This window comes from Rhodococcus sp. NPDC054953 (assembly GCF_053609225.1).
Map to the genome: position 1 here is coordinate 174,649 of NZ_JBSGXD010000005.1, position 11,232 is coordinate 185,880.

Here is an 11,232-nt window from a genome sequence, read left to right on the forward strand (position 1 = left end):
TTCGCATGCCCAAGGGTGTCCCCGACAACGTTCCCGACGACGGGCTGACCACCAGGCAGCGTCGCAACGCCCCCGTCCTGGCCGTGCACACCGGGCCCGGTAAGGGCAAGTCCACCGCCGCGTTCGGGATGGCGCTGCGCGCCTGGAACCAGGGCTTCGACATCGGGGTCTTCCAGTTCGTCAAGTCCGCCAAGTGGAAGGTCGGGGAGGAGGCCGCGTTCCGGGCGCTCGGCGACCTGCACGAGTCCACCGGGGCAGGCGGCCGGGTGTCCTGGCACAAGATGGGCGACGGCTGGTCGTGGACCAGGAAGAAGGGCGACGACGAGGACCACGCCCGGGTCGCGCTCGACGGCTGGCGGGAGGTGGCCCGGCGGATCGAACGCGAGGAACACCGGTTCTACGTCCTCGACGAGTTCACCTACCCGCTCAAGTGGGGTTGGGTCGACGTCGACGAGGTCGTCGACGTCCTGGTGCGCCGTCCCGGCCAGCAGCACGTGGTGATCACCGGCCGGGACGCCCCGCAGGCGCTGCTCGACGCCGCCGACCTGGTCACCGAGATGACGAAGGTCAAGCACCCGATGGACGCGGGCCGCAAGGGGCAACGGGGCATCGAGTGGTAGATCGCGCCGTCCCGGCGGTGGTGATCGCCGCACCCGCATCGGGCAGCGGAAAGACCACCGTCGCAACGGGACTCATCGGTGCGCTGCGCGCTGCGGGGGACCGGGTCGCCCCGTTTAAGGTGGGCCCGGACTACATCGACCCCGGCTATCACGGCCTCGCGGCGGGCCGGGTCGGGCGCAACCTGGATCCGGTGCTGGTCGGTGCGGACCGGATCGGCCCGCTGTACCGGCACGGCAGCGCGGGTTGCGACATCGCCGTCGTCGAGGGCGTGATGGGGCTGTTCGACGGCAAGATCGCGGACCCCGCGCCGGACGGGGCGGCCGAGGGCTCCACCGCGCAGGTGGCGGGGCTGCTCGGCGCGCCCGTGGTGCTCGTCGTCGACGCCCGCGGCCACAGTCAGTCCCTCGCCGCGGTGCTGCACGGCTTCGCGACCTTCGACCGGAACGTCCGGATCGGCGGGGTGATCCTGAACCGGGTCGGCAGCGCCCGGCACGAGCAGGTGCTGCGCCAGGCCTGCGAGCGGGTCGGGATCCCGGTCCTCGGTGTGGTGCCGCGCCTGGCCGAGCTGGCGGTGCCGTCCCGGCACCTGGGTCTGGTGACCGCCGTCGAGCACGGCGGCGCCGCCACCGCCGCGGTGGGCGCGATGACCGACCTGATCGCCAGGCACGTCGACCTGGACGCGGTGCGGGCACTGGCATCGTCGACGGTGACTGCGCTGGCGTGGGACCCGGTCGTCGCGGTCGGCCCTGCGGTCGCGGGTGCCCCGGTCGTCGCGGTCGCTGGCGGTGCGGCCTTCACGTTCGGGTACGCCGAGCACCGGGAACTGCTCGAGGCGGCAGGAGCGCGGGTGCAGCTGTTCGACCCGGCCACCGACGACCTCCCCGACGGTGCCGCCGCGCTGGTGCTGCCCGGCGGGTTTCCGGAGGAGCACGCGGCGGCGTTGGCCGCGAACACCGCGTTGCTGACCTCGGTGCGGGAGCGGGCGCGCCGCGGCATGCCGATCCACGCCGAATGCGCCGGACTGCTGTACCTGACCCGCGCCCTCGACGGGCATCCGATGTGCCGGGTGATCGATGTCGACGCCACCTTCGGTTCGACGCTCACCCTCGGTTACCGGGAGGCGGTGGCGCTCGCCCCGTCCGTGCTGTTCGCGGCCGGGGAACGGGTGGTCGGCCACGAGTTCCACCGGACCGCGCTCGCCGCGCAGTCCGCCGACGGCTGGGCGCCCGCGTGGGGCTGGCACGCGAGCGGAGCCGCGTCCCGGGAGGGCTTCGTTGGCGGGGGAGTGCACGCGTCCTACCTGCACACGCATCCGGCGGGGAACCCGGACGCGATCCGTCGATTCGTCCATGCGGCAAGCGAGTTCGGTGCCCGACATGGTTGACCTGGTGGTCGGCGTCGGACTTCGGTCCGGGGTGCGGCACGACGCGGTGCTGGAGGCGATCGCCTCGATCGTCGACGACCGGACCGCACTGCGGGCGGTGGCGACGCTCGACCGGAAGGCCGCCGACCCGTCCGTGGTGACGGCCGCCGCCGAACTGGGTGTCCCGGTGCTCGGGTTCACGGCGGCCGAACTGTCCGCGGTGACCGTGCCGAGCCCGTCGGCGCGGGTCGCCGCGGCGGTCGGGACGGCGAGTGTCGCGGAGGCCGCCGCGATCCTCGGGTCGGGCGGCGGGGACCTGCTGGTGCGCAAGCGTGCCCGCGATGGCGTCATCGTCGCGCTCGCCCGTACTGTTTGGTGACCGGACGCAACCGTGCGTGATTTTTACCCCGATCGGGGTAAAGATCACGCACGGGCGCGAAGCGCATGAAGGAGAAGTGAAGTGGCAGCAGACGAGTCGAACTACCTCGTCGGTCTGAATCTGACCGGCCGCCGGGTGGTCGTGGTCGGTGGCGGCACCGTGGCCCAACGCCGCCTCGGCCTGCTCGTCGCGTCCGGTGCAGCGGTGCACGTGATCGCGCGGACCGTCACGCCCGCGGTCGAGGGCATGGTCACCGCCGGACAGATCACCGCCGACCTCCGCGCCTATCGGGACGGCGACCTGGACGGCGCCTGGTACGCGATCGCCTGCACCGACGAGCCGGAGACCAACGCCGCGATCGTCGCGGAGGCCGAACGCGGCCGCATCTTCTGCGTCCGCGCCGACAGCGCCGTCCAGGGCACCGCCGTCACCCCGGCCAGCGCCTCGTTCGACGGCCTCGAGATCGGCGTGCTCGCGGGCGGGGCACACCGACGGTCGGCGGCGGTCCGCACCGCAATCGTCGAGTCCCTGCAGGCGGGCACCCTCACCGACGAGGAGACCCGCGCCCCCGGCGTCGCGCTGGTCGGCGGCGGCCCCGGCGACCCCGACCTGATCACCGTCCGCGGACGCCGACTGCTCGCCCGCGCCGACGTCGTGGTCGCGGACCATCTGGCGCCGCAGGAACTGCTCGCCGAGCTGCCGCCGCACGTCGAGGTCATCGACGCGTCGAAGCTGCCCTACGGGCGGGCGATGGCGCAGCAGGCGATCAACGAGACCCTGATCGACGGGTACCGGGCGGGTCGGTTCGTGGTCCGGCTCAAGGGCGGCGACCCCTACGTGTTCGGGCGCGGCTACGAGGAACTCGAGGCCTGCGCGGCCGCCGGGGTTCCGGTGACCGTGGTGCCCGGCATCACCAGCGCGATCGCGGTGCCGTCCGCGGCCGGGATCCCGGTCACCCATCGGGGGGTGACGCACGAGTTCGTCGTCGTCAGCGGCCACGTCGCGCCGGACCACCCGGACTCGCTGACCGACTGGTCGGCACTGGCGCGGCTGCGCGGCACCATCGTGATCCTGATGGGCGTCGAGCGGATCGGCGCGTTCGCCACCGCACTCGTCGACGGCGGACGGCCCGCCGACACCCCGGTCACGGTGATCCAGGAGGGCACCACCCGGGGGCAGCGGGAGCTGCGGGCCGACCTCGCGACCGTCGCCGACCGGATCAAGGAGGAGGGCATCCGCCCGCCGGCGATCATCGTCGTCGGTCCGACCGCGGGCTTCTCGGTAAACGATCGGTAACGTGAACGCTTGTGTCTGACTCACGCGCCACCGAAACCGCCACCGCCTCCCCCGCGAAGGCGGCCGCGACGCGGGTGATCGGGCTCGCCATCGTCGTCCTCAGCGGCCTGCAGATGATGGTGGTGCTCGACGGTACCGTCGCCAACCTGGCGCTGGCGCCGCTGCAGCAGGACCTCGGGCTGTCCGACAGCGGCCGGAACTGGGTGCTCACCTCGTACGCGCTGGCCTTCGGTGGCCTGATGCTGCTCGGTGGGCGGCTCGGTGACGCCTTTGGCCGCAAGCGGATGTTCATCGGCGGTGTCGCGGTGTTCACCGTCGCCTCGTTGGCGTGCGGCCTCGCGGTCAACGAGATCACCCTGGTCCTGGCACGGTTCCTGCAGGGTGCCGGCGCCGCGGTCGCCTCGCCGACCGCCCTCGCGCTGGTCGCGACGACGTTCGCCGCGGGACCGGCGCGCAACCAGGCGATCGCCATCTTCGCCGCGATGACCGGCATCGGGTCCATCGCGGGCCTGATCATCGGTGGCGCGTTGACCGAGGTGTCGTGGCGGCTGATCTTCCTGATCAACGTCCCGATCGGACTGCTGATCGTGGCGTGCGCGGTCGTCGCGCTGCGTGAGACGGAGAGTGAGCGCCTGCCGCTCGACGTGCCGGGGGCGATCCTTGCGACCCTCGGCTGCACCGGGATCGTGTTCGCGATGAGCGAGGGCCCCGAACTGGGCTGGACCAGTGCACCGGTGATCGGCACCGCGATCGGCGGCATCGTGCTGCTCGCGGCCTTCCTGCTCGTCGAACGCAGGGCCGACAACCCACTGCTGCCGTTCACCCTGTTCCAGGACCGCAACCGGGTCGCCACCTTCATCGCGATCTTCTTCGCGGGCGCGGTGATGTTCTGCGTTGCCGCCTACGTTGCGCTGTTCGTACAGGACATCCTCGGCTACAGCCCGCTGCGGGCGGGCATGGCGTTCATCCCGTTCGCGTTCGGGCTCGGCGCCGCCGCCGCGATCGCCTCCAAGCTCGTGGTGCGGATCCAGCCGCGCTGGCTGGTGCTCACCGGCGCCGTGATCATGGTCGTCGGACTGCTGTACGGGTCGACGCTCGAGGGGTCCGCGACCTACTGGGCCAACCTGTTCGTTCCGGTCATCGGCATCGGGTTCGGGGTCGGTCTCGCGGTGGTGCCGCTGCCGCTGTGCGCAATCGCCGGTGTCGGGCCGTCCGAGATCGGTCCCCTCGCGGCGATCGCCCAGGTCGCGCAGACGCTCGGCGGACCGCTCGCTCTTGCCGTCGTCGGGGCGATGGCGACATCGCGGACGCTGTCCCTGGGCGGGGTCAAGGGTGCGGTGGCGGACATGACCGCGGACCAGGTCGTCGCCCTCGGCAACGGCTACACCTTCGCGCTCGTTGGCAGCGCGGCCTGCGCGGCGATCGCCGGCATCGCCGCCCTGTTCATCCGGTTCACCCCCCAGCAGGTCGCGCAGGCGCAGGCCGCGGAGAAGGCGGCGCAGCAGGCGTGACCCGCCGGGATCGACCGGTCAGTGGTCGTCCGCCGGCTGCAGGTGCGCGCGTTGGCCGTCGCGGTCGAGGATCGACAGGATCTCGGTCGGACCGTCGGCGGCGGTGATCGCATGCGGGGTCATCGTCGAGAACTGGGCGGCCTGACCGGACTCGACGCGGATCGTGCGGTCGCCGAGCTGCAGGCGCACCGTCCCGGACAGCACCGTGAACCACTCGAGGCCGGGGTGGACGCCGAGCGCGTCCGCGGGCAGCGGTGTCATGTCGGTGATCCGCAGCTTCGCGACGGTGACGCCGGGCAGCGTGTTCTCCCGGGAGAGGAGCCACGTCGTGACGCCGCGCCTGCGTTGCGGTTCGGGCCGGATCACGACGTCCTCGTCGTCGGGGGACTCGACGAGCTGGTCGAGCGTGGTGTCGAGGGCGCGGGCGATCGGCACCAGCTGGTCGAGGGCGATCCGTCGGTGGCCGGTCTCGATGCGGCTGAGCGTGGACGGGCTCATGTGGCAGCGCGCGGCGAGGGCGTCCAGGGACCAGCCGCGGGCCGTTCGCAGGCTGCGGATGCGGCGGCGGACCACGTCCTCTAACACCTGATCTTGCGTCATGGGCAAGAGTGTATGCCGGATAGGCATTGTCCGGCTAGCGTGGGGCCATGGATCGACACTCGCACGCACACCATTCCGACCGTCACGGCCACGGTCACGGCCACACAGGTCACGGTCACGACGAGTCCGGGCTCGCGGAGATGCTCGACCTCGACGCCGAGGTGCTCGGATCGTTCCTCGATGACCTCACCGAGTGGGCCGCACGGCGCGCACCGGCCGAGGTGCACCTCGTCGCGGACATCGGAGCGGGCACCGGCACCGGCACCCTCGCGCTGGCGCGGCGGTTCCCGGACGCGGGCCTGGCCGCGATCGACCGATCGGCGGTGATGCTCGACCGGGTCCGGGTGGCCACCGCGGCGGCCGGGCTGGGGGATCGGGTGCGCACCATCCGGGCCGATCTCGATGCGGCGTGGCCCGACCTCGATTCCGTCGATGTCGCCTGGGCCGCGCTGGCGATGCACGAGGTCTCCGACCCGGATCGGGTGCTCGCCGATGTCCGGGCCGCGCTGAACCCCGGCGGCCTGCTGGTGGTCGTCGAGATGGAGGGCTTCCCGCGGTTTCTCCCCGACGACCTCGGATTCGGCAGGACCGGACTTGAGGCCCGCTGCCACGCCGCGCTGCTCCGGGCCGGGTGGAACGCTCACCCCGACTGGCGGGAGCACCTCGAGGCGGCCGGGTTCGAGGTCGCCGACCAGCGCACCTTCGCGATCGAGTGCGCCGCGACACCGAACACGGCCCGCTACGCGTCGACCTTCCTGCGGCGCGCCCGCGGCGTCCTCGCGGAGACCCTCGTCGCCGACGACCTGGCCGCCCTCGACCGGGTCCTCGGGGACGGACCGGACGGGTTGGCGGGCCGTGCCGACCTGACCGTCCGCGGCAGTCGCACGGCCTGGGCGGCGCTCCGCCCCCGGTGAGCGGTCCCGCTATCCGCGCCTGCGCAGCAGCACGGCCCCGACGCCGACCGCGGCGATGACCACCGCCGCGATGCCGACCGCGATCGGAGCGATCGGGCTGCCGTCGTCCGCCGGCTCGGCTTCGGTGTCCGCGAGGGTGCGGACCTCGGGTGCGGCCGGGGTGGTCGACGGTGCGGCGGGCGACGCCGACGCCGCGGTCCCGAAGGTCACCGGGGTGCGGGTGTCCTGGCTGCGGTCCGCCGAGCCGTGCGCGGCAACGGTGTAGATCGAGCAGGAGGCGCGAGTGCAGTCCGAATCGCCCCGGACCGCAGTCAGATCCAGTTCGGTCGTCCACCCGCCGTCGACGATCCGGTCCGGTGTCAGGTAGGCCGTCGTGATCCACGCGGACGCGTCGGTCGCCGAGTAGCGGTCGTCCTGGATCAGCCCGACGTAGATGCCCGCCCCCGCACCGGAGAAGCCGGTCCCGGTGACGGTGACGGTCTCGCCTGCGGCGGCGAGCCCGTCGGTGCGGGACACCGTCACCGCGGCGGTTCCGGTCGGGCCGGGCACTGCGGTGATGGTGGTTGGCGCGGCGCCGACGAACGTGATCGGGGTGGCGGTGTCCTGGCTGCGGTCCGCCGAGCCGTGCGCGGCGAGGGTGTAGATCGCGCAGGCGTTGCGGGTGCAGTCGCTGTCACCGAACGCCCCGGTGACGTTCAGCGTGGTCGACCACGCGCCGCCCGGCATGTCGGCGGCGCGAATGTAGCGGGCGTCCTGGAACGCCGACGCGTCGGTGGTGGAGAACCGGTTCGACTGCGCGACACCGACGTAGATGCCGGGACCGTCGGTCGCGAAGCCGGTGCCCGACACGGTGACGCTGTCGCCTGCGGCGTCGAGTCCGGAGGTGCGGGATGCGGTCACCGCGGGCGTGCCCGCCCGCGCCGACGGCGCCGGGTGGTCGGCGGCGGGCGTCGCGGCGGCGGGTGCGCCTGCCGGGTCGAACGTCACCGGCGTGACCGTGTCCTGGCTGCGGTCCGGGGAGCCGTGCGCGGCGAGGGTGTAGATCGCGCACGGCCGGTCGAGGCAGTCGGTCCCGCCGACCTGCGCCTGCACCGGAAGGTCGACACTCCATGCGCCGCCGGTGATCTCGGCGCTGCGCACGTACACCGTGCTGGCGAACGAGTCCGCGTCGAGCGGGTTGTAGCGGGCCGTTTCGGCGAGGCCGACGTAGAGGCCCGCGCCGGCAGCGGAGAACCCGGTACCCGACACCCGAACGGTCTCCCCGCCGGCGCTGATCCCGGTCGTCTTCGCGACGGTCGTCACCGGACCACCGGTTCCGGTCGCTGCCCCCGACCCCTCGGTCGCCACCTCCGCGTCGGACGCGAACGAAATCGGATTCCACACGTCCTGGCTGCGGTCGGTGAAGATCGACGGGAAGGCCGCGAAGGCTGCGACGAAGCAGTCAGCGGCGAGGCAGTCGACGCCCTTGAAGGTGCGGGCGACCTCGATCTCCGCGGTGAACGTGCCTGCGGCGTCGGTGGTGACCTTCGCCTCCTGCCCGTACACGGTGGGGAACCCGACCACGGGCTTGGTGACGGTCTGCGCCAGGTACAGCGGGGTGTCCGGCTTGAATCCGTTGCCGGAGACGGTGACCCGCTCACCGGTGTGAAGTCCGGTGGTTCGGGACAGCGCCAATGCGCCCGCGCCGGGGGCGAAGTCGATGTCGATCGGGCCGATCGACATCGGACCCCCCGACGACCCGAATGGCAACTCGTTGGCCGCCGCCTGACCGAGCGGCATCGCCGCCGACAGCGCGACGACCGCCGCCGCGACCGCGACTCGACCGAACACCCGCATTCCCAACTCCCTGGCTCGGGTCGCCGACGCGACACCACAAGCGAACAGCAGGTGAGGCTAACCTATGTGCTGGACGGATGTTCAGGCGGACCGGTCGGCGTGGACGCCGCTCAGGTCAGGATGACCAGTTCGTTGGGGGACGCGATCTCGACCGTCAGGCCCGCCTTCGCCGCCACCCGCGCAACCCCCTGCACGTCGGTCGGCTCGGCGCGGGAGGCGACGAGGGCGCGCGCGAGCAGTCCCTTGTGGTGCTTGTTGAAATGGCTGACCACCGACCGGCTCCCGTCGGGCTTCTCGGTGAGCACGGTCGCCGTCACCGCGCCGGGGACCGGTCCGAGCTGCTGGTAGGTGCCCGACCGCAGGTCCAGCACCAGGCCCTCGTCCTCCGCCTCCAGCGCCGACGTGAGCTCCGGCTTCCACAGGGACTGCAGGGTGCCCATGCCCGGCAGCCGCGACCCGCCGGAGAGTCGGTACGCGGGAATCGGATCGCCGGCCCGGACCACGCCGAACAGCGCCGAGCCGATCGCCAGCCGGGCCAGCGCCTTCGCCCGCTGGGCGCGGGTGAACGATGTCGCGTCGAGGGCGTCGAACAGGACGCCGGTGTAGCGCTCGAGCGCGGGCCGGGTCGGCGAGGTCCACAGCGCGGCGTTGCGGGCGATCTCGCCGGCCTGGCCCGCGCTCAGGCCGAGAGCCCGGCTCGACGCGTCCACGTCCGCCGCGAGGGCGACGAGGGTGTCGACCAGCAGTTCGCGGGTCGCGGTGAGCTTCGGCAGCGACAGTTCCCCGAGGTCGAGCGGGGCACCCCTGCCGCCGTCGGACTTGGTCTCGGAGGGGGGCAGCAGTACCAGCACGAGCGGTAACGGTACCGGGCCGCGGCGAACGGCAGGCGCCCCGACTATCCTGGTACCCCGTGATCACCCGCCTGTCTCAGCTGTTCCTGCGCACCCTTCGCGACGACCCGGCCGACGCCGAGGTCCCGAGCCACAAGCTGCTCGTCCGCGCCGGCTACGTCCGCCGCATCGCGCCGGGCGTCTATTCGTGGTTGCCGCTGGGCCTGCGGGTGCTGCGCGAGGTCGAACGTGTCGTCCGTGAGGAGATGGACGCCATTGGCGCCCAGGAGATCTCGCTGCCCGCGCTGCTGCCGCGTGATCCGTATGAGACGTCGAATCGGTGGACGGAGTACGGCCCCGACCTGTTCCGCTTGCAGGATCGCAAGGGTAACGACTACCTGCTCGGTCCGACGCACGAGGAGATGTTCGCGCTCACCGTCAAGGGTGAGTACAACTCGTACAAGGACTTCCCGGTCACCCTGTACCAGGTGCAGGCGAAGTACCGCGACGAGCAGCGTCCGCGCGCGGGCATCCTGCGCGGCCGCGAGTTCGTGATGAAGGACTCATACTCCTTCGACCTCACCGACGAGGGGCTTGCCGACTCGTACCGGGCGCACCGCGACGCCTACGAGCGGATCCTGCAGCGGCTCGACGTCAAGTACGTGATCGTCTCCGCGACCTCCGGGGCGATGGGCGGCTCCGCCTCCGAGGAGTTCCTCGCCGAGTCCGAGATCGGAGAGGACACCTACGTCCGCTGCGTCGAGTCCGGCTACGCGGCGAACGTCGAGGCCGTCACCACACCCGCGCCCGCACCGATCCCGTTCGCCGGGCTCCCTGCGTCCGAGGTTCGGGACACCCCCGACGCCGCGACCATCGCCGCACTGGTGCACTGGGCGAACGAGTCCGGCGTCACGGTCGATGACGGGCGTCCGGTCACCGCAGCCGACACCCTCAAGACCATCGTGGTCAAGACCCAGCTGCCCGGCAGCGAGGAATGGGAACTGCTCGGGATCGGGGTCCCCGGCGACCGTGAGATCGACGACAAGCGGCTCGAGGCCTCCGTCTCGCCCGCCGAGTTCACCCTCCTCACCGACGCCGACTTCGCCGCCCACCCGTTCCTCGTCAAGGGCTACATCGGCCCGAAGGCGCTGCTCGACAACGGGGTCCGCTACCTCGTTGACCCGCGGGTCGCGGAGGGCACGTCCTGGATCGCCGGTGCCGACGAGGCGGGCAGGCACGTCGTCGGCATGGTCGCGGGCCGCGACTTCACCCCGGACGGCACCATCGAGGCCGCCGAGGTCCGCGACGGCGATCCCTCCCCGGACGGCGCGGGGACGCTCGTCGCCGCCCGCGGCATCGAGGTCGGGCACGTGTTCCAGCTCGGACGCAAATACACCGACGCGTTCGAGGTCAACGTGCTCGGGGAGAACGGAAAGCCGGTCCGCCCGACGATGGGCTCCTACGGCATCGGCGTCTCCCGCCTGGTCGCGGTGATCGCGGAGCAGCAGCACGACGACAAGGGCCTGCGCTGGCCCGCCGAGGTGTCCCCGGCGGACGTGCACCTGGTCATCGCGAACAAGGATGACGCCGCCCGTGCCGGCGCCGAGGCGCTCGCCGCGCAGCTCGACAAGGCGGGCCTGTCGGTGATCCTCGACGACCGCAAGGCCTCGCCGGGTGTGAAGTTCAAGGACTCCGAGCTGATCGGTGTCCCGCTGGTCGTGGTCGTCGGCCGCGGCTACGCCGACGGCAATGTCGAACTGCGTGACCGCTTCACCGGTGCGTCCCGCGAGGTGCCCGCCGACTCCGCCCTCGACGAGGTCCTCGCGATCGTCCGCGGCTGACCCGTGGCGTGAACCGTGCGTGATGTGCACCCCTACCGGGG

10 protein-coding genes are annotated in these 11,232 nt (G+C 72.2%); 7 read left to right on the top strand and 3 right to left on the bottom strand.

The window, feature by feature from the left end; translation table 11 throughout:
* The first annotated feature begins 5 nt into the window (after positions 1–5).
* The 5 genes from cobO (at position 6) to ACWF62_RS05965 (ending at position 5,170) form a co-directional block, all read left to right on the top strand.
* A complete protein-coding gene (cobO, locus tag ACWF62_RS05945) occupies positions 6–620 on the top strand; it encodes a cob(I)yrinic acid a,c-diamide adenosyltransferase (protein ID WP_378506688.1) in 615 nt (204 codons plus the stop codon).
* Positions 614–2,005 carry a cobyrinate a,c-diamide synthase gene (locus tag ACWF62_RS05950; RefSeq protein ID WP_378506689.1) on the top strand — a complete coding sequence of 464 codons (1,392 nt, stop codon included), beginning with the start codon at positions 614–616 and terminating at the stop codon, positions 2,003–2,005. The genes cobO and ACWF62_RS05950 overlap by 7 nt, the downstream gene beginning before the upstream one ends.
* A complete protein-coding gene (locus ACWF62_RS05955) occupies positions 1,998–2,363 on the top strand; it encodes a cobalamin biosynthesis protein (protein ID WP_452629628.1) in 366 nt (121 codons plus the stop codon). The genes ACWF62_RS05950 and ACWF62_RS05955 overlap by 8 nt, the downstream gene beginning before the upstream one ends.
* A gap of 81 nt (positions 2,364–2,444) precedes the next feature.
* Complete coding sequence (gene cobA, locus ACWF62_RS05960; RefSeq protein ID WP_452629612.1) at positions 2,445–3,659, top strand: uroporphyrinogen-III C-methyltransferase; 1,215 nt, start codon at positions 2,445–2,447, stop codon at positions 3,657–3,659.
* 11 nt (positions 3,660–3,670) lie between these two features.
* Positions 3,671–5,170 carry an MFS transporter gene (locus ACWF62_RS05965; RefSeq protein ID WP_378506691.1) on the top strand — a complete coding sequence of 500 codons (1,500 nt, stop codon included), beginning with the start codon at positions 3,671–3,673 and terminating at the stop codon, positions 5,168–5,170.
* Positions 5,171–5,188: 18 nt separating this feature from the next.
* Here the strand turns inward: ACWF62_RS05965 and ACWF62_RS05970 are convergent, their stop codons facing one another.
* Positions 5,189–5,770, bottom strand: coding sequence for a helix-turn-helix domain-containing protein (locus ACWF62_RS05970; protein ID WP_452629613.1), 582 nt, complete (start codon positions 5,768–5,770; stop codon positions 5,189–5,191).
* Positions 5,771–5,817: 47 nt separating this feature from the next.
* On the opposite strand from ACWF62_RS05970, the gene ACWF62_RS05975 reads away from it, so the two are divergent.
* Positions 5,818–6,684 carry a class I SAM-dependent methyltransferase gene (locus ACWF62_RS05975; protein WP_452629614.1) on the top strand — a complete coding sequence of 289 codons (867 nt, stop codon included), beginning with the start codon at positions 5,818–5,820 and terminating at the stop codon, positions 6,682–6,684.
* 9 nt (positions 6,685–6,693) lie between these two features.
* Here ACWF62_RS05975 and ACWF62_RS05980 read toward each other — a convergent pair whose 3' ends face one another.
* Complete coding sequence (locus ACWF62_RS05980) at positions 6,694–8,520, bottom strand: neocarzinostatin apoprotein domain-containing protein (protein WP_452629615.1); 1,827 nt, start codon at positions 8,518–8,520, stop codon at positions 6,694–6,696.
* Positions 8,521–8,630: 110 nt separating this feature from the next.
* The gene (gene yaaA / locus ACWF62_RS05985) at positions 8,631–9,371 is read right to left on the bottom strand and encodes a peroxide stress protein YaaA (protein WP_452629616.1); all 741 of its coding nucleotides are present in this window, start codon (positions 9,369–9,371) and stop codon (positions 8,631–8,633) included.
* Between the two features lie 59 nt (positions 9,372–9,430).
* On the opposite strand from yaaA, the gene ACWF62_RS05990 reads away from it, so the two are divergent.
* The gene (locus ACWF62_RS05990; RefSeq protein ID WP_452629617.1) at positions 9,431–11,191 is read left to right on the top strand and encodes a proline--tRNA ligase; all 1,761 of its coding nucleotides are present in this window, start codon (positions 9,431–9,433) and stop codon (positions 11,189–11,191) included.
* The last annotated feature ends 41 nt before the right edge of the window (positions 11,192–11,232 follow it).

Bases quoted from the DNA above. Each gene is read 5' to 3' on its own strand.
- ACWF62_RS05955 (WP_452629628.1), top strand. From the start codon at position 1,998: ATGGTTGACCTGGTGGTCGGCGTCGGACTTCGGTCCGGGGTGCGGCAC.
- ACWF62_RS05980 (WP_452629615.1), bottom strand. From the start codon at position 8,520: ATGCGGGTGTTCGGTCGAGTCGCGGTCGCGGCGGCGGTCGTCGCGCTG.
- ACWF62_RS05970 (WP_452629613.1), bottom strand. From the start codon at position 5,770: ATGACGCAAGATCAGGTGTTAGAGGACGTGGTCCGCCGCCGCATCCGC.
- cobO (WP_378506688.1), top strand. From the start codon at position 6: ATGCCCAAGGGTGTCCCCGACAACGTTCCCGACGACGGGCTGACCACC.
- ACWF62_RS05975 (WP_452629614.1), top strand. From the start codon at position 5,818: ATGGATCGACACTCGCACGCACACCATTCCGACCGTCACGGCCACGGT.